The 26,028-nt window shown below is 49.8% G+C and carries 26 protein-coding genes; 13 read left to right on the forward strand and 13 right to left on the reverse strand.

What is annotated here, in order from left to right; all coding sequences use genetic code 11:
• Nucleotides 1–38: 38 nt before the first annotated feature.
• Entirely contained in the window at nt 39–392 is a 354-nt protein-coding gene (locus tag JNJ77_07820; protein ID MBL8822477.1) for a hypothetical protein, read from the reverse strand.
• 329 nt (nt 393–721) lie between these two features.
• Between JNJ77_07820 and JNJ77_07825 the strand changes: the two genes are divergently transcribed.
• Nucleotides 722–1,558 carry a sugar phosphate isomerase/epimerase gene (locus JNJ77_07825; protein MBL8822478.1) on the forward strand — a complete coding sequence of 279 codons (837 nt, stop codon included), beginning with the start codon at nt 722–724 and terminating at the stop codon, nt 1,556–1,558.
• A gap of 160 nt (nt 1,559–1,718) precedes the next feature.
• Here the strand turns inward: JNJ77_07825 and JNJ77_07830 are convergent, their stop codons facing one another.
• The 3 genes from JNJ77_07830 to JNJ77_07840 all read right to left on the reverse strand — a co-directional run bounded on the left by JNJ77_07830 (nt 1,719) and on the right by JNJ77_07840 (nt 4,940).
• Complete coding sequence (locus JNJ77_07830) at nt 1,719–2,753, reverse strand: hypothetical protein (protein ID MBL8822479.1); 1,035 nt, start codon at nt 2,751–2,753, stop codon at nt 1,719–1,721.
• A 64-nt stretch (nt 2,754–2,817) separates the two neighbouring features.
• Nucleotides 2,818–3,939 (reverse strand): bifunctional diaminohydroxyphosphoribosylaminopyrimidine deaminase/5-amino-6-(5-phosphoribosylamino)uracil reductase RibD, encoded by a 1,122-nt coding sequence (gene ribD, locus JNJ77_07835; GenBank protein ID MBL8822480.1) that lies wholly within the window; start codon nt 3,937–3,939, stop codon nt 2,818–2,820.
• The gene (locus JNJ77_07840) at nt 3,939–4,940 is read right to left on the reverse strand and encodes a zinc-dependent alcohol dehydrogenase family protein (protein ID MBL8822481.1); all 1,002 of its coding nucleotides are present in this window, start codon (nt 4,938–4,940) and stop codon (nt 3,939–3,941) included. The genes ribD and JNJ77_07840 overlap by 1 nt, the downstream gene beginning before the upstream one ends.
• A 100-nt stretch (nt 4,941–5,040) precedes the next feature.
• Here JNJ77_07840 and JNJ77_07845 point away from each other — a divergent pair, with 100 nt between their 5' ends.
• From JNJ77_07845 to JNJ77_07860, 4 genes are read left to right on the forward strand one after another with little or no spacing between them, the layout of a single operon-like run.
• The gene (locus JNJ77_07845) at nt 5,041–5,553 is read left to right on the forward strand and encodes a hypothetical protein (protein ID MBL8822482.1); all 513 of its coding nucleotides are present in this window, start codon (nt 5,041–5,043) and stop codon (nt 5,551–5,553) included.
• Nucleotides 5,550–6,599, forward strand: coding sequence for a tRNA preQ1(34) S-adenosylmethionine ribosyltransferase-isomerase QueA (gene queA, locus JNJ77_07850; GenBank protein MBL8822483.1), 1,050 nt, complete (start codon nt 5,550–5,552; stop codon nt 6,597–6,599). The genes JNJ77_07845 and queA overlap by 4 nt, the downstream gene beginning before the upstream one ends.
• 46 nt (nt 6,600–6,645) lie before the next feature.
• The gene (locus JNJ77_07855) at nt 6,646–7,095 is read left to right on the forward strand and encodes a TIGR03067 domain-containing protein (protein ID MBL8822484.1); all 450 of its coding nucleotides are present in this window, start codon (nt 6,646–6,648) and stop codon (nt 7,093–7,095) included.
• Nucleotides 7,095–8,024, forward strand: coding sequence for a sugar phosphate isomerase/epimerase (locus JNJ77_07860; GenBank protein ID MBL8822485.1), 930 nt, complete (start codon nt 7,095–7,097; stop codon nt 8,022–8,024). The genes JNJ77_07855 and JNJ77_07860 overlap by 1 nt, the downstream gene beginning before the upstream one ends.
• Nucleotides 8,025–8,155: 131 nt before the next feature.
• Here JNJ77_07860 and JNJ77_07865 read toward each other — a convergent pair whose 3' ends face one another.
• The 3 genes from JNJ77_07865 to JNJ77_07875 form a co-directional block, all read right to left on the reverse strand.
• Entirely contained in the window at nt 8,156–8,695 is a 540-nt protein-coding gene (locus tag JNJ77_07865; GenBank protein ID MBL8822486.1) for a hypothetical protein, read from the reverse strand.
• Between the two features lie 298 nt (nt 8,696–8,993).
• Complete coding sequence (infA, locus tag JNJ77_07870) at nt 8,994–9,212, reverse strand: translation initiation factor IF-1 (protein ID MBL8822487.1); 219 nt, start codon at nt 9,210–9,212, stop codon at nt 8,994–8,996.
• A 105-nt stretch (nt 9,213–9,317) separates the two neighbouring features.
• Entirely contained in the window at nt 9,318–9,980 is a 663-nt protein-coding gene (locus JNJ77_07875) for a tetratricopeptide repeat protein (protein ID MBL8822488.1), read from the reverse strand.
• 152 nt (nt 9,981–10,132) lie between these two features.
• On the opposite strand from JNJ77_07875, the gene JNJ77_07880 reads away from it, so the two are divergent.
• A complete protein-coding gene (locus JNJ77_07880) occupies nt 10,133–11,020 on the forward strand; it encodes an alpha/beta hydrolase (GenBank protein MBL8822489.1) in 888 nt (295 codons plus the stop codon).
• On the forward strand, nt 11,017–11,949 hold the full coding sequence (gene gluQ, locus JNJ77_07885; protein MBL8822490.1) for a tRNA glutamyl-Q(34) synthetase GluQRS: 933 nt from the start codon (nt 11,017–11,019) through the stop codon (nt 11,947–11,949). The genes JNJ77_07880 and gluQ overlap by 4 nt, the downstream gene beginning before the upstream one ends.
• A gap of 7 nt (nt 11,950–11,956) precedes the next feature.
• On the opposite strand, the gene mgtE is transcribed toward gluQ, so the two are convergent.
• From mgtE to JNJ77_07900, 3 genes are all read right to left on the reverse strand, one after another.
• On the reverse strand, nt 11,957–13,579 hold the full coding sequence (gene mgtE, locus JNJ77_07890) for a magnesium transporter (protein MBL8822491.1): 1,623 nt from the start codon (nt 13,577–13,579) through the stop codon (nt 11,957–11,959).
• 70 nt (nt 13,580–13,649) lie between these two features.
• Nucleotides 13,650–14,549, reverse strand: a complete 900-nt coding sequence (locus tag JNJ77_07895; protein ID MBL8822492.1) for a homocysteine S-methyltransferase family protein — start codon at nt 14,547–14,549, stop codon at nt 13,650–13,652.
• A gap of 3 nt (nt 14,550–14,552) precedes the next feature.
• The gene (locus JNJ77_07900; protein ID MBL8822493.1) at nt 14,553–16,631 is read right to left on the reverse strand and encodes a S46 family peptidase; all 2,079 of its coding nucleotides are present in this window, start codon (nt 16,629–16,631) and stop codon (nt 14,553–14,555) included.
• Nucleotides 16,632–16,758: 127 nt separating this feature from the next.
• Here JNJ77_07900 and JNJ77_07905 point away from each other — a divergent pair, with 127 nt between their 5' ends.
• A complete protein-coding gene (locus JNJ77_07905; GenBank protein ID MBL8822494.1) occupies nt 16,759–17,949 on the forward strand; it encodes a class I SAM-dependent rRNA methyltransferase in 1,191 nt (396 codons plus the stop codon).
• Nucleotide 17,950: 1 nt separating this feature from the next.
• On the opposite strand, the gene JNJ77_07910 is transcribed toward JNJ77_07905, so the two are convergent.
• On the reverse strand, nt 17,951–18,601 hold the full coding sequence (locus JNJ77_07910; protein ID MBL8822495.1) for an MBL fold metallo-hydrolase: 651 nt from the start codon (nt 18,599–18,601) through the stop codon (nt 17,951–17,953).
• A gap of 82 nt (nt 18,602–18,683) precedes the next feature.
• Here JNJ77_07910 and JNJ77_07915 point away from each other — a divergent pair, with 82 nt between their 5' ends.
• On the forward strand, nt 18,684–19,502 hold the full coding sequence (locus tag JNJ77_07915) for a DUF1571 domain-containing protein (protein ID MBL8822496.1): 819 nt from the start codon (nt 18,684–18,686) through the stop codon (nt 19,500–19,502).
• 73 nt (nt 19,503–19,575) lie between these two features.
• Here JNJ77_07915 and ndk read toward each other — a convergent pair whose 3' ends face one another.
• Nucleotides 19,576–20,028 (reverse strand): nucleoside-diphosphate kinase, encoded by a 453-nt coding sequence (gene ndk, locus JNJ77_07920; GenBank protein MBL8822497.1) that lies wholly within the window; start codon nt 20,026–20,028, stop codon nt 19,576–19,578.
• Nucleotides 20,029–20,187: 159 nt separating this feature from the next.
• Here ndk and JNJ77_07925 point away from each other — a divergent pair, with 159 nt between their 5' ends.
• From JNJ77_07925 to JNJ77_07940, 4 genes are all read left to right on the forward strand, one after another.
• Nucleotides 20,188–21,060 carry a PDZ domain-containing protein gene (locus tag JNJ77_07925; GenBank protein MBL8822498.1) on the forward strand — a complete coding sequence of 291 codons (873 nt, stop codon included), beginning with the start codon at nt 20,188–20,190 and terminating at the stop codon, nt 21,058–21,060.
• 47 nt (nt 21,061–21,107) lie between these two features.
• Complete coding sequence (locus tag JNJ77_07930) at nt 21,108–21,908, forward strand: aspartyl protease family protein (protein MBL8822499.1); 801 nt, start codon at nt 21,108–21,110, stop codon at nt 21,906–21,908.
• 69 nt (nt 21,909–21,977) lie between these two features.
• Nucleotides 21,978–24,776, forward strand: a complete 2,799-nt coding sequence (locus JNJ77_07935; protein MBL8822500.1) for a leucine--tRNA ligase — start codon at nt 21,978–21,980, stop codon at nt 24,774–24,776.
• 12 nt (nt 24,777–24,788) lie between these two features.
• A complete protein-coding gene (locus JNJ77_07940) occupies nt 24,789–25,151 on the forward strand; it encodes a 4a-hydroxytetrahydrobiopterin dehydratase (protein ID MBL8822501.1) in 363 nt (120 codons plus the stop codon).
• On the opposite strand, the gene JNJ77_07945 is transcribed toward JNJ77_07940, so the two are convergent.
• On the reverse strand, nt 25,152–25,934 hold the full coding sequence (locus JNJ77_07945; GenBank protein MBL8822502.1) for a hypothetical protein: 783 nt from the start codon (nt 25,932–25,934) through the stop codon (nt 25,152–25,154).
• Nucleotides 25,935–26,028: the final 94 nt, after the last annotated feature.

The following is a 26,028-nucleotide window of genomic DNA, read 5'->3' on the forward strand; positions in this document are numbered from 1 at the left end:
GGCGATTCGAAAGCTCCGTAGACCAAACTGGCCTAACCTTACACCACGGTAAAGATTGCCGGGTTCAGGGTTTTCTGAATACGCATGCCATTACCTTGCATGCCGTATCCAGATTCTTTCGCATCGCTGTCCTGTAGCCACCTGTTACGCAGTTCCATTCTCGATGGATGTTCATTCTCCTGCACATGGTTCGATAGACAGGCTGCACCTGGCAATCGACTCGTGGCCGGCAATATGATGCCATCCGAATGGCTGCGTAACTGTGACAGTTGCAGCATGGACAGATAGGGTTTGCGCGCGAGGGTATCAACCACATGCTTCCCTACCCGATCTGCCATGCGACCATTAATGGTGGCGCAACGTACAGCAGCGGTTTTCAAGGAAGTATTCATGTGATTTCCCCTCCTACATTTGGAGACATGGCTCCAGAAAGGCTCAGCCTTGAGGCCAAACCAGATTCACCAACAGTTCATACTATCAAAGTACGAAATCAGCGTAGTGAACATAATAGTATAGACGCTCTCAATAAATATCGGTTCGCTTGATTTCCGTATTCATCACATATTTTCAAATCAAGTCGCAAACACTTACATCGTAATCATTTACGACGATAACCGTAATATAACCATTGCCTCAAACTGTTAATTGTTCTGCATTTTTCAGGTGTGTTATACCTGTATTTCTACACTACTGAAGTCTGATTCTTCCCTTTGGTAACACCATGAAACTTGCTTTCAGCAGCAACGCATACCTTAATTACAGCTTCTCGGAAGCAGCCAGGCGTATAGCAAATGCAGGCTATAGTGGTATCGAAATTATGGCCGATGTACCCCATGCCTGGCCTGCTTATCTGTTACCAGAACAAAAGGCTGCTATCAGGGAACAACTTGAGCTAAACAGGTTGCAAATCAGTAATGTCAATGCCTTCATGATGAACGCCATCAATGATCATCGTCAGAAATACTGGCATCCATCGTGGATTGAACCGTATCAACCCTATCGCCAAGTTCGTATTGATCACACCATGCGGGCATTGGACCTGGCCAAGGAACTCGGAGCACCCTGCATTACAACGGAACCCGGTGGACCACTTGAACCTGGACAGACTTTTGAACAGGGCTTGGAATTATTCTGCGAAAACCTGCTGCCTGTTGCAGACCATGCAAAATCAATTGGCGTTCCACTCTTAATTGAACCAGAACCAGGCTTGTTGATTGAGACAGCAGCTCAATACGAACGATTTGCCAAAGTATTCAATCATGCTGGCATCGGTCTGAACTTCGACATAGGACACATGTATTGTGTCAACGATGATCCTGCGACTGCGATCCGACAGTTAGCCAAACATATTCGCCACGTGCATCTGGAAGATATAGCAGCAACTCGCGTTCATCACCATCTGGTGCCTGGTGTAGGAGCGATTGATTTTGTACCAGTGATTTCCGCATTGAAAGAAATTGGCTACCTGGGATGGATTACCATCGAGCTATATCCCTACATCGATAATCCTGACCAGGCTGCAACGACTGCATTCAAGGCGATATCTAAGCTACTGTAAGCTAACGCAAATGCACTCGGAATCTGTGCCACACTCCGACTGTACTCAGTCGGGGTGTGGTTGCAGTGAACTAAGTGGTAACTCAATTATTAACAGTGATACCACGATTGACAGGAAGCACACCTCGACGTGAGTACACGTCGAAGTGTGGCACAAAGTTTTAGCCTTTAGTAAAGCAGCGCCAGCCCTTGATGCCACGATGAATCAGGATCATACCGACTGCTGCCATGATTCCATCAATAACCGCGATGGTGAGCAGACTGCCGGGTTCATTCAAAACGGTGTAAACGGTACTGGCCAGCGCGATAAGTAAGAACGATAACCCAATTCCAGTGATCCACGCATAAGCTTTGATATTCAGTTCGCACCGTCGCCGTACCAGTTCAGTGGCTGAGTCTTTCGAGAGTCCCCATTCCATTGCCGTTAAGATGGTGGATCCCCTGCCCTTGCCTTCGGAAAGCATGACCATCGGGCTGCAACTGCGTGGGCATTCCCGCTCTGCCTGATGCTGTTCGGACCATGTTTTCCAGAATCGCCAGTTCTTCAGTGACCAACTGGTGACGACAACAGGAATGGACAGAAACAATACTAGTGCCAATCCAAGCCAACTAAACAAGTGGGAAGACATCATCACGCCGACTGCAATCGTTGTAAGCAAAGCTCCTGTACTCAGAATAAGGCTCAACTGCAGCCAGACTTTAGACCAATATGTCGCACTATCGGTGAAAACGTCGACCAGTGTGCCTGCAAGCATGCCATCCATGCCACGGCTGGAGAGTTGCTCAACTGCTTCTTCCCTGCCAACTTTACCTAGTCGAATGTTGCGTAGGACATCCCGAACTCGACTTACAGCGACATGTCGCTGCTGGTTGAGTTGCTGAACCATGTAGGATGCATCGAGAGTCGAAAAACCCGCTTCGCGCAAGCGTGCAGAAGCACGAGCCTGTCCGGATGGTGAATCATCCAGAACGCGGGCAGCATCTCGCAAAAGTTTTTTGGTAGTTTCAACCTGCTCTACCATTTCAGACACAGCAGCGTCGGCTTCTTCATGATTCCAGCCGAGGCGAACCAGCCGGATCACAGCGCCTATTTTATCCAGAGAGCCATTCATTAACTCCTGCCCGACATCCTGTAATTGCTCGGAGTAATCTTCAGGCAATCCGTCATACATCGTCTTGATCCTGCTGGCTGACACTCACTTCCTCTGTCTATGAGTATCATACGTGACAAATATCGCAAGTTGAAGCGAGTTTACAGAATTATTGTGTGCCCGATTTTGGAGAATATTCACACCTGCCACGAATCAGCACATCCTGATCGAGAATTTCTACCTTCACGTCCCTTAATCTCCCTGCTTGTGAGACTAATTCATAGCCCGTGCCAGAGACTGGTCCCAAAGCAAGGTTCGAACCCAACCATTTCGGAGCGATAAAGGCCCACACTTCATCAACCAGTTTCTGATCAAAAAACGAGCCAAGTAACGTGGCTCCCCCCTCGATCAGCACATTGGTGCATTTCCTTCGATACAGTTCATGGGACAGCAGTTGGACCTGTTCTATTCGATCTGCTGATTGGACTTCCCAGCACTCACAACCTGCCTGTTCTAACTGTTTGATCTTTTGTACATCCTGACTGGCATGCACAACCAGAACAGGGAATTCTTGAGCAGTCGAAACCAGCTTGGAGTTCAATGGCAACTGCAATTGCCTGTCGAATACCAACCGACATGCCTTGCGAGCGCCGGGCGGTCGTGCTGTCAGCAGCGGATCATCTTTTAAGACGGTGTTGATCCCAACTACGACAGCGTCCACTCGTCCTCGCAAGTGATGGACACATGATCGACTGGTTTTATTACTGATCCATTTTGAGTCACCGCTGGCACTAGCGATTTTACCATCAATTGTCATAGCCCATTTGGCAATGAAATAAGGCACTTTCTCAATTATGTATTTGAAATACGGAGCATTCAAAGCCTCCGCTCGCTCACGATAAAAACCGGTGGTTACCTCAATTCCTGCCTGCCTCAGTATGTCGAAACCCTTGCCAGCAACTATCGGATTGGGATCAGGCCCAGCGGCTACCACCTGCTTAATCCCAGCTTGGATAATTGCTTCCGTACATGGCGGAGTTTTGCCCTGATGGCAACAAGGCTCCAAGGTGACAAACAGCGTTGCTCCCCGGGCTTTCTCACCTGCTTGACTGATTGCATGGATTTCAGCATGGGGGCCGCCGAACTTCTGATGATATCCTTCACCAACAATTTCCGTACCCTGCACCAGAACCGCACCAACCATTGGGTTTGGCTCAACGCTCCCCTGCCCTTGAGCAGCCAGTTCCAGTGCCCGCTGCATCCAGAGGTCTGTGTTGTTCTCGACGGACATTATTTGCCAATCTGCAGAAGAATTTTGCCCTGCCTGCCTGATGAATCTGCTGCCTTGATGGCGTCCTTGTACTGCTCCATTGGATAAACCTGCGCAACTTCAGATGTTAACACACCGGCCTGCATCAGCTTACCAACCTGCTTCAACAATCCCAGCATCTGCAATTTACTTTGCCGGGCGCTCCATTGCTGTAATGCAAACCCTTCAACCTTCAGTCCATTTCCAATGAAATGCCGATTGGTAAACTCGCCTGCTGACCAGTCGAGTGAGCCATACAGCAGGCAGTGGCCAAACATCCCCAGGCATTGAATCACTTGCCCAGCCGTTGGCCCACCCACTGCATCAATGGCATACCTGATTCCTTCTCCCTTGGTAATTTCTGTCACCCTTGCCAGCAAATCTTCCTTCGAAGTATCGATAATCTCATCTGCATTCAGTTTTCTTAGCGTTTCTGCCGTTTCAGCACGACGCACTAGATTGATGGTCTTAAACCCCAGATGTTTTCCCAGCTTGATAACCATTTTCCCCAAGGCTGAACCTGCTGCAGATTGTAACAGCCAGGCACCGGGTTCTACTTTCAGTTCGTGCTTCACCATGATCAGCGCCGTTGCCGGATTGACAAAGTAGCTGGCAGCATCAGTATCTGAAACCCCTTCGGGTACAGGGAAAAGCCGCATGGCAGGTACCACAACCTCTTCCTGCCAGTTGCCTGAATGCTGATTAAGCACCACCACTTTGCGGCCTGGCTTGATACCCAGAACCATTTTCGCAATCGGGCTTTTCACTTCTTCAACAATGCCAACTCCTTCAAAACCCGGCGTTGCCGGGTAGGAAGACATGGTACCGTACAAACCACGAACGCGAAGTAGATCGGATGGATTGATGGGCGACATGATCATCCGTACTCGTGCTTGTCCGGATGCTACTGTTTTGCTGTCAACATCGCGAAGATGCAGAACTTCCAACGGATCACCATGTTTATCGAGTTGCAGAGCTTTCATTGAGAATTCTTCCCCGTAATAAGCCAAATTACTCTTTCAATCTAGAATAATATCGCTCGTCGTCTTGTCCCTGTACAGAAACCTGAATTGAGGAGATGTCATGTTCGCTTGTCTTGTGACTATTGGCCTTATGGTTCCAGCAGATGCTGTCGAACTTGGCAACCTGAAGTCCACTCCACCAGCAGACTGGAAAGAAGGCCGAGCAGGCCAAATGCAACTGAAAGTATTTACCCTTCCTAAAGCGGAAGGCGATACGGAACCTGCTACATTGACCATCTATCAATTTCCTGGTGGTGTGGGCGGCGTGGAAGCTAACCTGACACGCTGGAAAGGCATGATCGACCCCGGTGCAGGCAAGAAAATTGATGACGTTGCCAAAATCACTTCATTCGAGGTGAGCAAAACCAAAGTCACCGTTTTCGATGCGACCGGTACTTATCTCTTCAAACCCAATTTCAGTGATCCAAATGTAGTTCGCAAAGACAACTACCGATTGATCAATGTCTATTTCCCCGGTGAAGAGAAAGTGTTCACGATGCGGTTAGTGGGCCCCGCCAAAAGCGTCGCTGCTGTCGAGAAAGGATTCATTGATTGGCTGAAGAATTTCAAATAAACGATTTTGACTATGCTCTTCCCGAAGAGCTGATTGCCCAGGAGCCGTGCGTCAAACGTGATGACGCACGGCTGCTTATTGTCGATAGAAAATCTCAATCGCTGCAGCATCGACACATCTTCGAATTGCCTGAAATACTGCGTCCACAAGATTTACTCATCCTCAATAACACCAAGGTGCTACCCGCTCGGCTGCTGGGTATACGAGCTGCCACCGGTGGCAAATGGGAAGGACTCTTTCTTCAAGAGAACACAGAGCCTGAACTCAACTGGGAATTTCTGGCTCATACCAGAGGTTACATCAAGCCCGGCGAGTGGATAGAACTTCTTGACCGTGAGAATAACCCTTCGCCCTACCGAATACAGGTTCGTGGCCGGACCACCGATCATCATCTGCTGACGTCCCCGGTTGTAGGCCATAATTATCCAGAAGTGTTAGATGCCATCGGCCATGTGCCACTGCCCCACTATATCAGGCACGGCAAAGACAATGCTTCAGACCTGCAGCGGTATCAGACAGTCTTCGCTCAGTCCGCAGGTTCCATTGCTGCGCCCACCGCCGGCTTGCACTTTACTCCTGAATTGTTGAATGCATTGAAAGCTGCTGGAATCGATCAGACCTTTGTAACTCTCCATGTTGGCGCTGGCACTTTTTCACCTGTCAAAGTACCTGATATCTCGAAGCATGTCATGCACTCTGAATGGTGCGAGGTGCCTATATCGACAGCCAATATCATCAATCAATGCAAGGGGAGAAGGATAGCAGTTGGAACAACTTCCATGCGGACTCTGGAAACCGCCGCCTTGCATTCCAACTCCCCTCCCCTTCTGCAACCTTGGTCAGGCACAACCAAGCTGTTCATTCGACCAGGGTTCCGATTTCAGGTTGCAGATGGTCTGCTGACGAATTTCCATCTTCCTCGCAGCACTTTACTCATTCTAATCGCAGCATTTGCAGGGTACGAATTGACCATGAAAGCCTACGTAGATGCAGTTCAGTCACATTACCGGTTTTTCAGTTACGGCGACGCCATGTTGATACTTTGAGTCATCTACTCATATACCAACCATTCAGAGTTTTGAGGATTTGAAAATGAAGTACATCACAGCAATACTGTTTCTGTTCCTGACCCAGGCAACCTCATTTAGTCAGGACAAGGAAGAAGCTGTTCGCAAAGACTTAAGTAAACTGCAGGGCAGCTGGAAACTCATATCAGGCGAGTTAGCTGGTCAGGCACTGCCTGCTGGAACTCTGAGCAGTTTCAGTCTTCAAATTCGCGATAATCAATATGAGTTTCGAAACGGCCAGGAAACAGAAAAGGCAAGTATGGTTCTGGATCCATCCAAGAACCCAGCCCACATTGATTTCACCGTTACCGATGGCAGTTACAAGGGGCAAAAACAGATCGGCATCTACCAACTAAGTGACAACAAAGTGAAGTTCTGCCTTGCACAACCAGACGACAAGAAACGCCCAGATACGTTCAAGACAACCGCAGAAAATCAATACATGATATTCGAATTCGAGCGAGTCAAACCATGATGACGAACAGAAGAAACTGGCTGGCTACGGTTTCCACCATCGCAGCAGGTACCGTTTGCGCCGACGGAACTCATGCACAATCTGTCAAGCCAACAATCTTCAAATACTGTCTGAATACCGCAACCATTCGCGGACAGAAGCTGACTCTCGAAGAGGAAATTGAAGTTGCAGGCAAAGCTGGCTACCAGGCCATTGAACCATGGATTGAGAAGCTCGAAGTGTATGACAAGACGGGGAAGCCGTTTTCGGAATTGAACAAACGATTGAACGACTACGGACTCACAGTGGAGAGTGCCATCGGCTTTCCAGCCTGGATCGTTGACAACCCCACGCAGCGAAAAAAAGGGCTCGAAGACGCCAAGCGAGCCATGGATCTGGTGGCCAGGGTTGGCGGAAAACGGTTAGCTTCACCTCCCGTTGGTGCAACTAACGCGGATGTCAAACTCGACTTGAGGCAGGCAGCAGACCGATATCGTGAACTGCTAGAACTCGGTGACACCATGTCCGTTGTCCCGCAAGTCGAAATCTGGGGGTTTTCCAGCAACCTTTCCAAACTCGGCGAAGGCGCAATGGTTGCCATCGAAACGGGACATCCCAAAGCCTGCATCCTGGCAGATGTGTATCACCTGTACAAAGGCGGTTCCGGTTTCCAGTGCTTACCACTTTTAAGTGGTGTTGGAATGCAGGTCTTCCATATGAATGATTATCCTGATCTGAAACGGGATAAGATTAATGACAGGGATCGCGTCTATCCAGGCGATGGCGTTGCTCCCTTGGCCAAAATCATACAGCACCTGCATACTGCAGGTTTTCAAGGTGTTTTGTCATTAGAGTTATTCAATCCTGAATACTACAAGCAGGATGCACTGAAGGTGGCAAAGACTGGTCTGCAGAAAATGAAGGCGGTTGTGCAAAACGCGTTGAGTTAGACCAACTCTTCCCATGTCCCCTCTACCATGCCCCCCTCTCCGAACAAAAATAAAAACCCGTGGAACTGTTCCACGGGTTCTCCTTTTGTCGTTATGGATTAGAGACAAAAGGTTGCTCAAGAGTTCTCAGATTATCGACCGTACCAGTAGGAAGGTACGTTCTGAGCATAGCCGCCGCTGTATCCTGGTGCATAAGCTGCAGGTCGAGCAGCAGGAGCAGCAGGCATGCCAGCACCAGCAGGTCCGCGGAAGCCGCCATAAGCGCCAACCTGGTAGCCGGTATTTTGAGCTGGTGGGAAGTAAGTGTACCAGGGAGCTACCTGGCCGTGATAGCAGTGGTAACCATATCCGGGATTGGGATACATGGGGCGATTGCAATCAGGCACGCCGCAAAGATAGGGCGAACCATTACCGCAACCGTGGCCACCATATCCACAGCCACCACCACCATAACCACCGCAGCTGCTTTTGTTGAACAACAGCTTAGCGCCGCAGCTTTGTCGGCCTTCGGTATCGCAGCCAATGCAGAAATTGGGCAGGAAGATCGGCAGTCGAGGTAACGGCAGCCGAACACAGGGACGATACACATCAAAACAGATGGCTGAAGCAGTTGATTGCTTCACGCCCACGAACGCCAGGGCAATAATGCCCAGCACAAGAATCCTTTTCATCACCTTCCTCCATGGGGTGGAGTTGCATCATGCGGTCAGGGCGGAGCGCCTCGCCGCCACACTACATCATGCCCCATGACACCACGACTCCAAATGCAACAGTCACAAATTCTCTCAGGTCGATAAAATCGTCTAACGAATCATTGCATTCTTCTGCAGTAACCTCAGATAAGGTGATACACTCAAACATGCAAAAGGTGGAAGTTGATATGATATTTTTTGACATTCAACGACGAATTGATTCAAGAAATAATAAAACCCACTCAACAAGAGTGGGTTTTATGGTCTTCACACGAGATTATCTTGCTCGATACGTAATGCGGCCTTTGCCCAGATCATAGGGCGACAACTCTACGGTCACTGCGTCACCGGGAATGATGCGGATAAAATTCTTACGCATGCGGCCTGATACATGTGCCGTCACTAACTGACCGTTTTCCAGCTCTACTCGAAATTGAGTATTCGCCAAGGCTTCGCGCACCTTGCCGTTGACTTCAATCCCTTCTTCCTTCGCCATTATGGAACCTCGTAAATCCTGCAAAACATACACTTTGTATATTTAATGCAATTGGAACAAATTCTTCAAGCCCAAGTGAAACCGAATTGATTTCCTGCATGAGTATTATTGCGTGGGAGGTTGCATCGAGGTTGCTGAAGAATTTTCTTTGAGTCCGGCCAGCAATGCTTTGGCTTCTATATTATCTGGGTATTGCTGCAAAACCCTGCGGTAGAGCCCGCCAGCCCGATCATACATCTGAAAATCCTGATAGAGTTTTCCCATTTCCAGGAGAGCATCTTTTTGATCTGGTTTGATAGTCAACGCCTGTTGCAGATACTTTTGAGCAGCGGGCTGATCTCCCTGCAGTCTGGTGAGCCAACCTAATTGCGTGAGTGCATCAGCTGATTGGGGACTGGTTTTTACCCAGCTTTCGGCATCCGCAACCGCTTCATTCGTTCGCCCCTCCGAAACAAGCAGCAGATAATAATTATGCCTGCATTCAGCGTGATTGCTGTTCCGTTGTAAGGCCTGACGGTAATACTGTTCCGCTTCCTTTATCTGACCATGCTGGTGATAGGTCGTTGCCAGGTTGTAAAGTGTATCTGGGTTAGTAGGGTCCTGCTTCCACGCTTCAACAAATGACGAGTGAGCCTGTTTCAGGTTGTTCTGGGCAAGATACTCCACCCCCTGCTCATTCAGTTGTCCTGCCCCAGAGGTATTCCACCCCGAACATCCTGAACCGAGCAGGATCAGAGTCAAACTGAGGTGGTTGATACGTCTTGCCATTTCGATACTATTTGCCCGGATTATCGAGGCGGCACCATAAGCACATTTGATTATCTTGAAAAGGCGAATTTCGCTTGAAATACAGCCATCCTGTATGGTTACAATGGTTTACGCCCTAAAATACAGGCTAGTACCTATTTCATGAGGCTGAAATGACCAAGAATAAAATCTCGGTTATGGCAATGTTCTTACTCGTATCCTGTTTCTGGATCGCTTCCCCAACAACGTCTGCCTTTGAAAAACCATCTTCCAACACTTCACGTGACGTTGAGATCATTCGTGATCTGCCCTACATCGATACCCCCGAAGCTGATCCGATCAAGCATAAACTCGATCTGTATCTCCCCCCTGGCCGCAAGGACTTTCCTGTCCTTGTTTTCGTGCATGGTGGTGGCTGGACTCACGGCGACAAGAAATTCTGGTTCGATATTTATGGCAAGTTCGGATTGGCATTTGCCAAAAAGGGGATCGGCGTAGCAGTGATCAATTATCGCCTGATTCCCAAGACCACGCACGAGCAACAGGTTCGCGATGTGGCAAAAGCCATCTCGTGGGTCAGTCGTAACATTGGCAAATATGGGGGCAACTCAGGTCAGTTGTTTCTAGCAGGGCATTCTGCAGGCGGCCATCTGGTTTCCCTCATTGGCTGCAACTCCGAATGGCTTCGTGAAGCAGGATTGGAAACGAATCTGATCAAAGGCATCATTTCCATCAGTGGAGTATTTGATGTTCGACCCGATCTCCTGCTGTTTAATGTTGTCTTCGGGAAGAGCACTCAAGATCGCGAAAAAGCATCTCCCATCTCGCATGTCAAACCGGGGTTGCCTCCCTTTCTGATCCTGCATGGCGACTATGAATTACCGCAATGTGACGGCACATGTGCAAGGCAGTTCTTTCACAAACTGGAAGAGTGCCATGTCAATTGCAAGCTGCATTCCATATCTCAGCGCGATCATATGTCCATCATTGCACGCATTTCGGAAAACAATGATCCTGCACAGCAGACCGTGCTGGAGTTCATCCAATCACATAAGCCATGAAACCGGTTACAGGCAGACTGGCTCCATCACCCACCGGCAGTCAGCATATCGGTAATGCTCGCACCTATCTGGCAGCCTGGCTGTCATCGCGTCAACAATCAGGCAACATCAGGCTGCGTATCGAAGATATCGATTCTCCCCGCACCAAACCCTTTGCCGTGCAGCAGGCACTCGATGACCTGCAATGGCTCGGCCTGCAATGGGATGGACCACCTGTTGTCCAGACCACACGCATGGAACTCTATCAGAATGCCTTGGATCGGTTAAAGGCAAGAGAACTGGTATACCCATGCACCTGCACCCGCAAAGATATTGAACTGGCTGCCAGCGCACCGCACGCTGAGCATGAACTGCCACCCTACCCTGGCACCTGCTCCCATCGTAATGCTTCTGATGCCAAAAAAATCACCAATAAACCCTACGCCTGGCGGTTTCGTTCCTCCAACTCAGCACTCTCGTTTTATGATGACTTTGCAGGACAGCAGAATCTGAATGTTGCCTACGGCGGAGATTTTGTCGTCTGGAAGAATAACGATACTCCCGCCTATCAGCTTGCCGTGGTAGTTGATGATGCGGAAATGGGGATCACCGAAGTCGTTCGAGGCGATGACCTGATCCCCTCGACCCCCAGGCAAATTCAACTGTACGAGGCTCTGGGTTTGCCGATGCCTCGGTTTTATCACATTCCACTCGTCATCGGTACCGATGGCCATCGCCTGGCCAAGCGGCATGGCGATGCACGAATCTCCACTTTTCGCGAGCAAGGTCTGCCTACAACCACTTTACTCGGCCTTCTCGCCTATTCGCTCGGAATGCAGGATCGATGCGAACCAATCCAATTAGGTTCACTACTTCAAACTTTTCAAATTCAGGCGGTTCCGAAATCACCATTTGTCATGACTGATGAACTATTGCGGAACCTGAATTGACTGGTTCTTAATGTCCTCCCAATGCTGGCAGCCACAGTCGGGCAATCTCGAAGAATAAAACAATTCCTGCGACATCAACCGCCGTGGCAACAAACGGACTCGATGCCAGTGCCGGATCCCAACCAATGAACTTAAATAGCAACGGCAAGAGGGCACCAACCACAGTTCCTATCAGACAGATGCCTGCAACTGAGGTTCCCACGATGGCAGCCAGGCTCCAGCGGTCTACCTGCTTCACGCTATACAGGCATTGTGCAGGAAACTCGACTATTTGATTACCATTGACTGTAGTCGACTTTAAGGGAACAGAAGTATCTTTTCCAGCCGGCAAGACTACTTCAGCATCAACTTTGGTTCGCACGCCAACTTCCTGCAGGGTGCCAGCGGGTATGACATACTTGCCAGGCGACGATTGCTTCAGAGATGTATCAGCAGGTAACTGAACGCGAAATGCATTTGCTCTCTGATCTTCGCTGTTGATGGTAGACTCTTTGGTAAATGAAGCACGCACCCAGCCTATGGCGCCAAGCGCCACCCCCAGGGCCAAACCCATAATCAGCTCTTTTCGAAGTATCTTCCACCATTGCTGGGGTGTTACTTGCCTTAATGCCAACGCTCGCGTGATGAGTGTAGCCGCCTGAGAACCGGAATTGCCTCCTGTTGAAATGCACAGTGGGATAAACAGGCTTAATACCGTAATAGCTTTGATGGCATCTTCATAACGTTCCAGTGCAGAGAAGGTAAACAATTCCGCAATGAAAAGAAGCGAAAGCCAGAATACACGCTTCCGCCAGACATTGAGGAAATGCGACTCCATATAGTTTTCACCCAATGGAACCATACCGCCCATGCGCTCTGCATCTTCGGTGGCTGCTTCCACGAGCACATCAACCACGTCATCATGGGTAACGATGCCAATCAGCCGATTATCCGAATCCACCACCGGAATAGCCAGCAAATCATATCGTGCCAGTTTCTGGGCTACTTCTTCACGATCATCCTCTGCTTTGACTGTATAAACGTCCGTCTCCATGACATCACGTACCAGCGACTGTCGCTGCGCCATGATTAAATCACGCAAACTGGCGATTCCCAACAGGTGGCGATCGGCATCGAGAACATAGACATAATAAAGCGTTTCTGCACTGGGGGCCTGCAACCGCAATCGCTCCAGCGCGTCCGCCACCGTAATATTCTCGGGCAGCCAGGCATAATCGGTGGTCATCACGCCGCCTGCGGTGCCTTCCGGATATTTCACGAGCATGGCAATATCGCGGCGATCAGCTTCATCCACCAGGCGGATCATTGCTTCCGCGACGGGCGGTGCCAACCTTCGCAGCAAGTCAACACGATCATCATGCGACATCTTCTCGATGAGTTTGGCCATGTTTTCACGGCCAGTGCCCAGCGCCAGCTCTTCCTGCTTATCGTGTGGAAAATATTCAAACACTAGAGCTTGCTGATTCATGGGGCAGGCGCGAAGAAACGACCAGACTTCAGGCGGAGTAAGATTGTCCAGCGATTCCGCTACGGTAGCCGGGTGAATATTTTCAACAAAGGCTGCCATGCCTGCATGATCCTGCTCTTCCAGCATCATGCGTACTTCCGGACTGAATAATGGGTGCGGCATAGGCGTATCCTTTAAGAGGCACTTATAAGTACCAAACTACACGCAGTTGGGGCAAGGCATCATGCGAACTTTATTCCTGCCAGTTCAGTCCAAGCTTGTCGATCTCTCTTCGAACTGCAGCAATGTGCGAAGGCGTGGTACCACAGCAACCGCCAATCAATGTAACGCCCGCGTCGGCAAACGACTTGACCATGGAAGCCAACTCACCAGGCAGAAACTCACATTCGAGCGTATCGGTGATGCCAGGCTTGAATAGCAGGGGTAGTGATGTCTTCTCGCGGTAATCTTTAATGATCTGCAAGTGATCCTTCAGCCGCAAGTTGGAACCACAATTAGTTCCCAAGGCCAGCAATCTCATCCGGTGTTGTTCAGCCCAGGTAGCCACATCGCTGGCCATTTTTTGACTATCTTCGCCCGATTCGACCACCCAGCAACTATCGCTCCTGGGCAGTCGGCTGAATGAAAACGATACCATCACCGGAATCGCATACTCATGTAATCGGGTTTTCGCGATCAAGAACCTCATACGATCCAGTCTCATTTGCGTTTCGAACAAGAGGGCATCACATATTTTCAAATCCAATGCACATTTCATCAGCGCCGCAATCGACTGTTCATCATCGCCCATGGCAGAACCAATATCGCCGACAACATACAAATGATCCCATTCAGGAACACGTGTATGATCATAGGCTGCCGTTACCGCTTCACGCGAGTTTTCCTCACCACGCAGATAACTGAGATGTGCCTGAAACGTGTTGGTCAGTAATACTTCTGCACCTGCATTCACGTAGTCTTCGTAAACCACCTGCACCGCATCAGGGTGGGACAAGTTCCAGGCCAACGTGGAACTGACAGTCGGATCGAGTCCGGAACGCATCAGTTCCGTACCCATCGGCCCATCCATCAGAATGAGCTTGCCCCGCTGCTGGGCGTCTTTGACAACCTCTGCAAAAGGTGGCCTCGCCATCTGCTACTCCTGGTTCATGCCAAGTTCCTGCAGCAATGGCTTGACATCATACAACTTCCGCATCGCTTCGATGATGGCAGAAGAATGCACAGCAATGTGCCTGGCCTGCACATCAGTGTAGACAAAGTTTCTCACCAAGCCGTGACGATTGCGATCAAAATTAATTCCCACAAATTCCCCTTTCAGATTCACCACCGGGCTGCCACTGTTTCCGCCAATCGTATCTGCGGTGCTGACGAAATTGAAAGGCGTATCGAGTTTCAGCTTCGACTTACCCTCCAGCCAACGCGAAGAAAGTTGAAAAGGCGGTTTACCTGCATTTTCCTTTTCACGATCAAATACTCCTTGGAAGGTAGTACAGTATGGCAGCGTTCTTCCATTCACCTGGTATCCTTTGACCGTGCCGAAAGCCAATCGAAGGGTAAACGTGGCATCAGGAGCCAATTGCGTTTCATATACTTTAAACCTTGCCTGGGCTATGGCTGAGTAAGCCTGCCGCTCTGGCTCTTCAACCGTTTCTTCATGCTGCTTTCGGAACTTGCGAGCCTCTTCGTCGATAGATTTCACCAGCAGAATCATCGGATCCTGGGATTCCTGCAGAGCCGACTTGCTGCCAGCCAGTCGTTTTCGTTCATCGACATCAAACAATTTGGAAGAATGAACCAACTCCCCTGCCCTGTTGGCGGGTGATTGGCCCTGTAGCACCTGTTTTACAAGCGGATGTTCTCCGCCCAGTTGCTCTGCGAAGAATGTCAGCGAGGCTGCCAGCTTGGAATGCTCTAGTTCTGGATAAAGTGGAGCAGGAGAAAACAACTGCAATTCCAGGGAAGAAAGTGCCGAATCGCGATACTCCCTCAGCCTCTCTCCATTAGGTTTCGCTTTTTCAGTATTCAGGCGAACCAGGTCGCGGGCGATTTTGAACAATACGGAATCAAAAGCATCGCCTGTTTCCAGCATAGACCAGCCGTGATAAAACCCTCGCAATGCTGACTGCGATTGACGAATCGTTTCAATGGCTTTCTGCACTTGCGCAACATCATGATTCTGGTTCGATGCTGAGAGTGATTTCAGCAACTCCTCTTCCTGCTTCCGCTTCGTTTCTAGAATGGTCGCGTCCAGAAGCCCCTGATACTGCCCGCTGAATGCCTTGCGTGCATTGGCCGTGCTGTAGAAGTCTTTCTGGACCCACTTCCGATGCTCCGGACTGCGTTCACCAAACTGTATCAGGTTCGCTTCACGATTTCGAAGTCGTGTCAACGTGTATGGCAACAGAACATCGCGTCGAAATCGCAGCCGCTCATACGTTTCCAGCCGTTGCGTCGTTCCCGGATGGCCGCTAACAAAAACCAGTTCATCGGGCTGTGGTCCATTGGCTGACCACTTCAAGTATTCCTTCGATTCGTAAGGCTTGCCATTCTCGTACACGCGGAAGAAACAGATATCCAGATTGAATCGCGGATATTCAAAGTTATCAACATCGCCGCCAAAGCTCGCAATGTCCTTCTCCGGCGCGAAGACCAACCGCACATCGGTAAACTTCTTGTAACGATAGAGGTGATACTGCCCGCCTTGATAAAGGGTAACCACATCGCTTCGCAAGCCTGTCTTATCAAGTGATTCCTTCTCGATTGCAGCCATAGCGGCCCGCCGTGCTGCATTCGACTGCCCGGCATTCATGTCAGGCTTCACCGCTGCGTTAACCTTGGCCGTCACGTCCTCCATTTCAATCAGAACATTCACTTCCAGGTCAGGACATTTCAGTTCTTCCTGTGGCGAACGAGCCGTGTACCCGTTGGAATAGTAATCCTGGTTAGGCGGACTCAGTTTCTGCAATGCGTCAGCCCCAACATGATGGTTGGTCAACAGCAAACCATGGGGAGATACAAAGCTGCCTGAACCACCGTTGTTCAGCCTGACAGAAGCCAGTTGAAGGTGTCGCAACCATTCGTCCGACAAAGTAACCTGGTATTTATCCTGCAGTATTTTTCGCGGAGGATGACTGAAAAGCCACATCCCTTCATCGCCGACACTGGTCATGACCATTCCCCCGCAAATCAAGAAAGCCAGCAGTATGCGAAACATGTCGGAATCCCAATGGAAGTCTGCACCTTTAGGTTGAGTTTTAGTTTACAACTTGCATGGTAAATGGAATGCAATCTCATCTGCGAGGTCATAAAACACTCTTCCCAGCTTGTGATGAGGATGCTTCATGCCTGCACGCATTGTACTCTCGCCGCGCAAGGCTAAACCCTTTTACGCCCGGCATCCATGGGTCTTTCCAGGCGCCATCGCCGAGACAGAAGGCACTCCGCAGGATGGTGAAGCAGTCGAAGTCTATTCCCACGGCGGCGCCTTTATCGCCCATGGATTGTTTAACAGTAAAAGCAGGCTCCGAGTCAGACTGTATTCGTGGAATTATGAACAGCCTATAGATGAAGCGTTTTTCCATAAACAACTCAACAAAGCGATCTCGTTCCGTCGCGACACCCTCAAACTGACTGGGCCCGGCCTGGCCGCACGGCTGGTTTTTTCAGAAAGCGATGGTCTCAGTGGCCTGACGGTTGATCAGTATGATCGCTTTCTGGTGGTGCAATTCACCAGTCTAGGACTGGTTCAGCGTAAACAGTTAATTTTTGATCAGCTCCAGCAACTGGTTCAACCTGAAGGTATCTATCTTCGCACCGAACGAGGCATGGGCGAGCAGGAAGGCATCGAACTGCAGGACGAGTTGATTTCCGGCAAGTTGCCCGATACACCACTAACCATCAGAGAAGGCGAGGTGCTGTTCGAAATCAACCTGCAGGAAGGACAGAAGACCGGCTTCTACCTTGATCAGCGTGATAACCATCAGCGTGTCGCAAAGTACACTCCAGGCCGCACGATGCTCGATGCCTTCAGCTACAGTGGTGGCTTTGGACTGCATGCCGCCCGTGCAGGTGCCACCCAGGTAACTTGCGTGGATGGTTCAGAAAATGCACTCGAACTCGGCAAGCGCAACGCAGAACTCAATCAGGTGAGCCATCTGATGCAGTTTTTCCGTTCCGATGTTTTCAAATATCTGGAACAACAGGTACAGGCTAACGCCAGATACGATGTCATCTCCCTTGACCCACCCAAGTTTGCACGATCTCAAGCTGCAGTGGAAACTGCCCTGAAGGGTTACCGCCGATTGCTGGCCTTATCTTTGCAATTGATTAACGATCAGGGTATTCTGGTTCTTTGCTGCTGCTCAGGGCTCATCAAGATGCATGAACTGGAAGAAATTTCAGCCCAGGTTGCTACGGAAGCTAAGAAGCCTCTTCAGATTCTTGAACGGCATGGCCAACCGCCTGACCATCCTGTTTCACTGGCGTGTCCCGAAACTTCGTACCTCAAATGCCTCATTTTCAAAGTTGCATGATTTAAATCAGAAATGGATTCGATACCATCTCTTCACCCGTCGTCGTTTCATCGCCATGCCCCGGATAAACGATGGTGTCCTCCGGCAAACTGAACAGCTTCTTTTTTATCCCCGTAATCAATTGCTGATGATTGCCGTTGGGAAAATCCGTTCTGCCTATGCTGCCTTGAAACAGTGTGTCACCACCAAACACGATATGTGGTTGGCGGTCAGTCAGGACAAAAACGATATGCCCTGGGGAATGGCCTGGTATTTCCCTGATATTCATATCAATGCCTGCAAGGCTAATGGAATCACCCTCATTCAACAATTGATCCGCAGGCGGGCTGATGATATCCATTCCAAAAGGCCGGCTCAGATTCAGCACCGGATCAGTCAGCATGGGTGCATCACCTTCACCAATATAAAGCGTCGCCTGCGGAAAATGCTTTTTCATGGAAGCGTTGCCTGCAATGTGATCAGCATGGCCATGCGTGTTCAGGATGGCAACCAGGTGCAGCTGGTGCTTTTTGAGCTTTGCCAGTATTAACTGAGGCTCCAGTCCAGGATCAATCACTACAGCATCATCCCGGCCTTCCAGATAAACGATGTAGCTGTTCTCGGCAAAAGGCATGGACAAAACCGGTATGACTTGTAATGCTGTTTGCTTCATGGAAGTAACATCCAGGGTAGACATCATTCACTATTCATGTTATGGCTTTAGCAGGTAACAGAAGAGGCACACGGAGGTCATCATGCGTAGCAAAATCTGGCTGATTATTCTTGCCTCTCTTCTGATCGTGGCAGTTGGCGGTCTGGGCTTCGCCTGGAGTTACGGACTGTTCGACACTTCGGTGAAGAACGCAGGCTCCCACATCGAGAATAGTTCCAACACCTCCTTTGGCGATTTGACCGAGGCGTTGGCGCTGGCACGAAAAGCCCAGGAAGTGTTGAACCAGATGCCTGGCTACAAATGTGTCTATCTTCGCGATGAACTCATTGGCCTGGAAATGCAGCAAAACTATCTGAATCTGACCATTCAGCATAAACCGTTCAGCGTGTGCATGGAGTGGATTGAACCCAAGTCCAAGAAAGGTCGCAAGGCTATCTTCGTAGAAGGCAAAAACGACAATAAAATGTTGGTGAAGCAACTCGTTCTGAAACTGACTCTTGATCCAGTCGAGTCAATCAAACGCAAGGAGAGCAGGCATACCATACGCGAAGCAGGTTTAAAGAATATGGTAGATCGATTCGTAGCAGCCTGGGAAAAGGAAATCCACCTGAGCGAAACAGCAACCAGATATTCTGATGCGGATGTCAAGGTGATGGTCAGCGGAAAGGAAGTGGTGTACCCATGCCGATGTGTGGAAACAGTACATCCCATGGAAACCAAAGGAAAATACACGTTCCAGCGAACTCTGGTTTTCTTCGATAAAACCAATCACTGGCCTGTGCGCATGGAAGGCTACGATTGGCCTACTTCCAACAGTGGCGAAGGCCGTCTGGCTGAAAAGTATATCTACATCAATGTCCAACCACTTCCGAATCCAAAGCCCGACGATTTCAGCCTGTAACTCTTTCTTTCCAAAATAGAAACAGCGATGGCATGTGCCATCGCTGTTTGAGTATGAATGTAGTGGCTGATAACTAGCCACCAATAACCCATTGGGCATCAACGGGTGTCCAGTTTACCAGTTCTTCTGCCTTAAACCAAAGCGCTATTTCTGCTGCAGCGTTTTCCGGGCTGTCGGAACCATGCACCAGATTGTTCTGAATACTGGCAGCATAGTCGCCACGAATGGTGCCGGGCATGGCTTTGGCGCCATCGGTTGGGCCAATGATATTGCGGCAGACGGTTACAGCTTCCCGGCCTTCCCAAACCATGGCAACTGTTGGCCCGCTGGTGATGAAACTCACCAGTGATTCATAGAACGGCTTCCCTTGGTGTACCGCATAATGTTTCTCAGCCAGTGCACGGCCTGCTGACACCAGCTTCAATGCCACCAGGCACAAACCCTTGCGTTCAAATCGGCCTGTCAGTTCACCCACCAGATGACGCTGCACTGCATCCGGCTTCAGCAAAATCAAAGTTCGTTGCATGTTTCGTATGGTCCCAAACAGAATGGTTATCAAACTTCCAATGACATCTTATCAACTACTCATTTGAAGCAAGACTTGGCTAAGCGCGGTCTTCTGTTTCGTTCGCTTCGGGCAGGCAACTTTGTATGTTATCCTTACCCGATAACACAGGTAATTATCATGCCGATCATGTTACTTTTTGCAGCTTTTCTGCTTTTCACCGTGCCGCCGACAAAGGTTGCACAAGATGACGAGAAGCCTGCCCCAGCTTCAAAACTCCTTGAATCGTACAACATCCCCTATCGCCTGAGCGATGTAAAACACGTGGTAGTTCGCATCAAGGTCAACGGCAAAGGGCCATTTAACTGTGTGGTCGATACCGGAGCACCGGCGGTTTACTTCGGCGATGAAATGGCCAAACAACTCGGATTGACTCCCAAAGAAGCAGGTTTCTTCCACACCTTCGAATCGATAGAAGTGGAAGGCGGACTAAAACTCAAGAATGTCAAAGCCCGTGTTGAAGAACCTTTCCAACTTATCGGAATGAACAAGATCAATGCACCAGGGATGCGTTATCACGGCATTCTGGGATACTCAGTGCTTTCCCAGTTTCAGATCGAGTATGATTTCACCAAACATCATCTGGTCTGGTCCCGCATCGACTGGACGCCACCGCCTCCCATAGCTCTGGGCAGCCTGAGCGAAGGAGCCACCAAGAACATGAAAGCTATGGTCGGCCTGAGCATGTTCGCTACCAACCTGATGCCCAAGAAAGCTGATCCCAAGTTTGTTGCCCGTGGCCAGTTCGGCTGCGAACTCAGGGAAGAAGCAAAACATGTTGTGATTACTCGTGTTCTTGAAAAATCTGCAGCCTCAACAGCAGGCCTCAAGGTAAACGACAAAATACTCAGCTTGAACGATATGGAAGTTATTTCGCTGAAAGACCTGCAGAAAATCATCTCATCGGTGGAGCCGGAAAAGGAAATCGACTTCGCTGTTCAGCGTGGACAGGACAAGGTCACCGGAAAAATTACACCCGTCCGCGGGTTCTAGTCAATCATCTTAATCGGAAGCATTACACTCAGACAACCGAGACACACATGTTCGCATTGCTGATAGCATTGACTCTTACAACTCCACAAAGCCCAGGCACTGATGCTCCTGCCGTCGTTCCCTTTGAGATCATCGGCTCCAAGCACATGGCAGTGAAGATCAAGATCAACGGCAAGGGACCTTACCGGGTCATCTTCGATACCGGTGCCCCGATTTCACTGATTTCCAACAAGGTTGCACAGGAATCAGGCCTTATCAAGCAAAAGGCAGGGTCAAAGACATTCATGGGCATGAATGGCATGATCAAGATTCCTGATCTGCAAGTCGGTGAGGTCAAAGCCAAAGACATCCAGGTCATCGTCATGGATCACCCCACGGTCAACGCTATCGGCGAAGTCGTTGGCCCAGTGGAGGGTATCATCGGCTATCCGTTTTTCGCCAAGTTTCGCACTACGGTCAATTATCAGAATAAAACGCTTACCATGCAGCCTTCCGGGTTTGATCCGGGTGATGTCATGGCATCGCTGATGACCACCATGATGGCAGGCAACAGGGAAAGAAAAATACCACTGTCACCCACCACCATCTGGGGTTTATCGGTAGGCAAGGAAACCAGCGATGAAGAAAACGGTGTTGAAGTGGTGCATGTGCTGGAGAACGGAGCCGGCCAGGAAGCAGGCATCAAAGTCGGTGACCGCATTCTGGTGGTCGATGGCATGTGGACCGACACCGTAACCGATTGCCAACGTGCTTTCAGCCAGATAAAGACAGGCCAGAAGGTTGCCTTGAAAATCCGCCGTGATGGCAAAGATGTCGATGTCAAGGTGACAGCGCGAACCGGCTTCTAAATTGAAGTATGCGAACTTATTCGCAACGTAATTCCTCTTTCCGATGTAGAATCCAGGCTTGAGTTGAATATGCCCGCATACTATCCAGCATCTATCGAACCGAAATGGCAGAGTTACTGGGAACAACACGCCACGTTCAGAACACCAGACCCTGATGAACTTAAACAGGCAAAGCCCAAGTATTTCATTCTCGACATGTTCCCCTACCCCAGCGGGGCGGGGCTGCACGTCGGACACCCGGAAGGTTATACCGCTACCGATATCCTCGCCCGCTACAAGCGCATGCGTGGCTTCAACGTACTCCATCCCATGGGTTGGGATGCCTTCGGCTTGCCCGCTGAGCAATACGCTATTGAAACGGGTACTCATCCCAGGGAAACCACACAGAAGAATATCACTACCTTTCGCAGGCAGATCAAATCGCTGGGGTTCAGTTACGATTGGGGTCGCGAAGTAGACACGACTGATCCCCATTATTTCAAATGGACACAGTGGATATTCCTGACCCTTTACAATACCTGGTTTGATGACCAGGCCAATAAAGGCAGGCCTATCGAAGAACTTCCAGTCCCTGATGATATTGTCAAGCAGGGTGAGAAGGCTATCGCACGTTTCCGCGATCAGCATCGCCTGGTGTATGAAACCAATGCACCAGTAAACTGGTGCCCTGCCCTGGGTACCGTATTAGCCAATGAAGAAGTGATCGATGGCAAATCGGAACGTGGAGGCCATCCAGTTGTCCGGTTGCCGTTGCGTCAATGGATGATGCGCATCACTGCCTATGCAGGTCGCTTGCTCGATGACCTGGAAACGCTCGACTGGTCACATGCTCTCAAGGAGATGCAGCGAAACTGGATTGGTCGCAGTGAAGGTGCAGAAATTGACTTCGCAGTAACTGCTCATGGTAAAGACTCGCCAAAAATTCAAGTGTTCACCACTCGTCCCGATACGTTGTTCGGCGCTACCTATATGGTGCTCGCACCTGAACATCCTTTGCTAAGTAGGATCACCACTCCTGAACAAACCGAAGCAGTAAAGACATACCAGCAGCAAGCATCCTTCAAAAGCGACCTGGAACGCACCGAACTCGCGAAAACCAAAACAGGCGTTTTCACTGGCGCCTACGCGATCAACCCCGCTACCAACAAGCAGATTCCCATCTGGATTGCAGACTATGTGTTAAGCTCCTATGGCACCGGAGCCATTATGGCAGTACCAGGCCAGGATGAACGAGACTGGGAATTTGCAGAAAAATACCAGTTGCCCATCATCCGCACGGTTCAGACACCTGCAGACTTTACGGGCAAGGCTTTCACCGAAGATGGGCCTGCCATCAACAGTGATTTCCTCAACGGGCTGCATGTTACTGATGCCAAGCAGAAAATGCTTGCCTGGCTCGAAGAGAAACAGATTGGCACGCGACGCATCAACTACAAACTCCGAGACTGGCTCTTCAGCAGGCAGCGCTATTGGGGCGAGCCCTTCCCCCTTCTGCACAGACTGGGTGCGGATGGCGAACCGGATGGTATTATTGAGCCACTCAACCCTGAGGATTTGCCTGTCACGCTTCCTGAAATGACAGACTACAAGCCCTCAGGCAAACCGGAACCACCACTGGGTAAAGCCACCGAGTGGCTCACCGTTCAAAAGAACGGCCACACCTATCGCCGTGAACTGAACACCATGCCGCAGTGGGCAGGTTCCTGCTGGTATTACCTTCGCTACATCGATCCACGTAACGATAAAGCCTTTGTTGATCCAGCGAAAGAACGCTACTGGATGCCTGTCGATCTTTACGTTGGCGGCGCGGAACATGCTGTTCTCCATCTGCTCTATGCCCGGTTCTGGCACAAGGTGCTGTTTGATCGTGGCTACCTCTCAACCAGCGAACCATTCCAAAAGCTGATCAACCAGGGCATGATTCTGGGAGAAATGGAGTTCCATATCACTCCAGAACTGTATACCGAAAACACGACTGTGCTTGAAGCAAAGAACCTGCTCGCAGTGCACATCAAGAATGATGAAGAAGATTTCTACGTCATCAAAAACCCGCCTATCTCAGCAGGGAGTGTGCCAAGCAACCTCAGCGAAGATCAAACGGAAAAACGCAAAGGGATGTTCTTCCTCAAAGGCACGCAACTGCCTTTGCTGGGCCGTTCGGAGAAAATGTCCAAGAGCCGAGGCAATGTCATCAATCCCGATGATATTGTCAAAGCTTACGGAGCAGATTCGCTGCGGCTTTATGAAATGTTCATGGGGCCTCTCGAAGCTACCAAACCCTGGAATACCCAGGGCGTTGAAGGAGTGTTCCGATTCCTTTCCCGATGCTGGCGGCTGATCGTTGATGAATCCAGTGAGCAAGTTTGCTTGTCCCCCACTGTCACCGATGATGCTCCAGATGAGGAAACACTTCGCAAACTCCATCAGACCATCAAGAAGGTAACCGATGATTTAGAAGGAATGCGGTTCAATACTTCCATCTCAGCCTTGATGGAATTGAGTAATCATCTCGCCAGGTTGGAGAAGAAACCACGATGGGCGATGAAAACACTGGTTCTATTGCTGGCCCCCTTTGCTCCACACCTGGCTGAAGAACTGTGGCAGGTGCTGGGCCACTCCTCCACGCTGGCATATGAAGCCTGGCCTGCTTTTGATCCAGTGTTAACAGTCTCTTCCGTCATGGAAATACCAGTCCAAATAAATGGCAAACTGCGTAGCAAAGTCACTGTTCCCACCGGCTCAACGGAAGAAATCTGCAAACAGGCAGCTTTGGATGATGATCGCATCAAGGAACTCCTGGCTGGCAAAATCATCAAAAAAGCTATTGTGGTGCCTGGGAAACTGATAAACTTTGTTATCAGCAACTAAGGAGTACTTCACATGGCATCCGACATTGCCTGCAGCCTGACTCAGAAAAAATGCAAGCCCTGCGAAGGTGGCGTACCTCCACTGGCTCCAGATGCTGTTCAGAACTATCTATCCGGGTTGCCAGGCTGGCAGTTGACCGAAAACAAAAAAGGTATCTTTCGCACATGGAAGTTCAAGGACTTCCTGTCTGCGATGGATTTTTTGAACCACATTGCCCACGTAGCTGAAGATAATGATCATCACCCCGATTTCCACCTGACGGGATATCGCAACGTTAAAATCGAAATGACAACGCACGCCATTGATGGCTTGTCAGAAAACGATTTCATTCTCGCTGCCAAAATTGATGAAGTACCAACGGCGCTGAAGAAGTAACTACTTCTTCTTACGCTCAATCCCAGACAAACTGATTTGAATTTCCTTCGTATCAGCCGCCTTCACCAGCTTGGCTGACAGCTTGTCAATGAGCTTTCTCTCAATCGATGGTTTCAACTGATTCATCGCATCCACCGACCAGTCACCTATCCATTTCGCTGCTGATCCACCAACACCAGCAACATGCTTAACTTTCAGATCGTCATATGAAGCCTTCGCTCGCTCAGTCTTCAATCGATACTTCAGGGCAGGTAATCCTTTTGTATCAGTACCGAGTTCAAGGCGTGAAGTGCATAACAACTTGATCTGCATGACCGCCTGCCCACAAACCGTTCCGTGAAACAGACGTATTCCGTGATTCCAGTTTTCCTGGGTCACTTCAAAGGTCACATCGGCATCGAGATACAACACGAACGACATCTGATTGTTGCCGGTTATTTTGACATCATCCAAGCGAAGCCGCAAATGTTCATCGTGTGGTGTCCGGAGTTGCACCTCGTACTTTCTCCAGGTACCGTGATTACGATCCTGATAACTGAATTCCGGTTCGCCTGACCATTTCAAGCCAGAGACAGTTCGTTCCTGGTTTCCCCATTTGTCTTTGCCTTGCACCATAGGGTCTGGCATGGCTAATAGCATCGTTTTTTTGAGTGCAGTCTGCAGCGCCGCCATTTTCTCGGCTGGAATCGTTTTGCCTGTATCATCGCCAGGCAGAAGCAGGCAAGTCAGCAAAAAGAGCAGTCCTGGCTGATATGCGCATGTCATTGTTGCTACAGTTGTCATGATGATACTTTCCATAACGCATCATGAGGATGCTGGCAGCCTGCGACTGTCGACAGTCAATCACCAACACTATATCCTACACTTTAGGTTTCAT

It is taken from the genome of Planctomycetia bacterium (genome assembly GCA_016795155.1).
Classification (GTDB): Bacteria; Planctomycetota; Planctomycetia; order Gemmatales; family HRBIN36; genus JAEUIE01.